This is a genomic window from Pseudarthrobacter sp. B4EP4b, assembly GCF_006680095.1.
In the GTDB taxonomy this organism is placed as follows: domain Bacteria; phylum Actinomycetota; class Actinomycetes; order Actinomycetales; family Micrococcaceae; genus Arthrobacter.
Genome location: NZ_VHIJ01000114.1, coordinates 1 through 233, shown reverse-complemented (window position 1 = coordinate 233; position 233 = coordinate 1). Strand labels below are relative to the sequence as shown.

Genomic DNA, 233 nt, shown 5'->3' with positions numbered 1-233 from the left:
GTGATTTCGGTGACGGATGCTGCGTCGGGCAAGGTGTGGGCGGTGTCGCCGTCGACGGTGAATGGTTTTGATGAGGAGGCCACCGAGCCGGTGCTGGTGGGTTCGGAGGGTACGGTGTCGGCGGTGGGGGCCGATGACCGGGTTTACACGGCGGATCCGAAGTCCGGTGTGGTGACGGTGACCGGGGTTGATGCCAACGGTGAAGTCACGTCCTCGGATGCTGAGACCTGGGG

Annotated in this window: 1 protein-coding gene; it reads left to right on the top strand. The window is 64.8% G+C overall.

Annotation, left to right across the window (positions count from 1 at the left end; genetic code table 11):
• Nucleotides 1–233: hypothetical protein (locus tag FNL14_RS23125; protein WP_142065183.1), on the top strand; the 233-nt coding region annotated here is incomplete at both ends.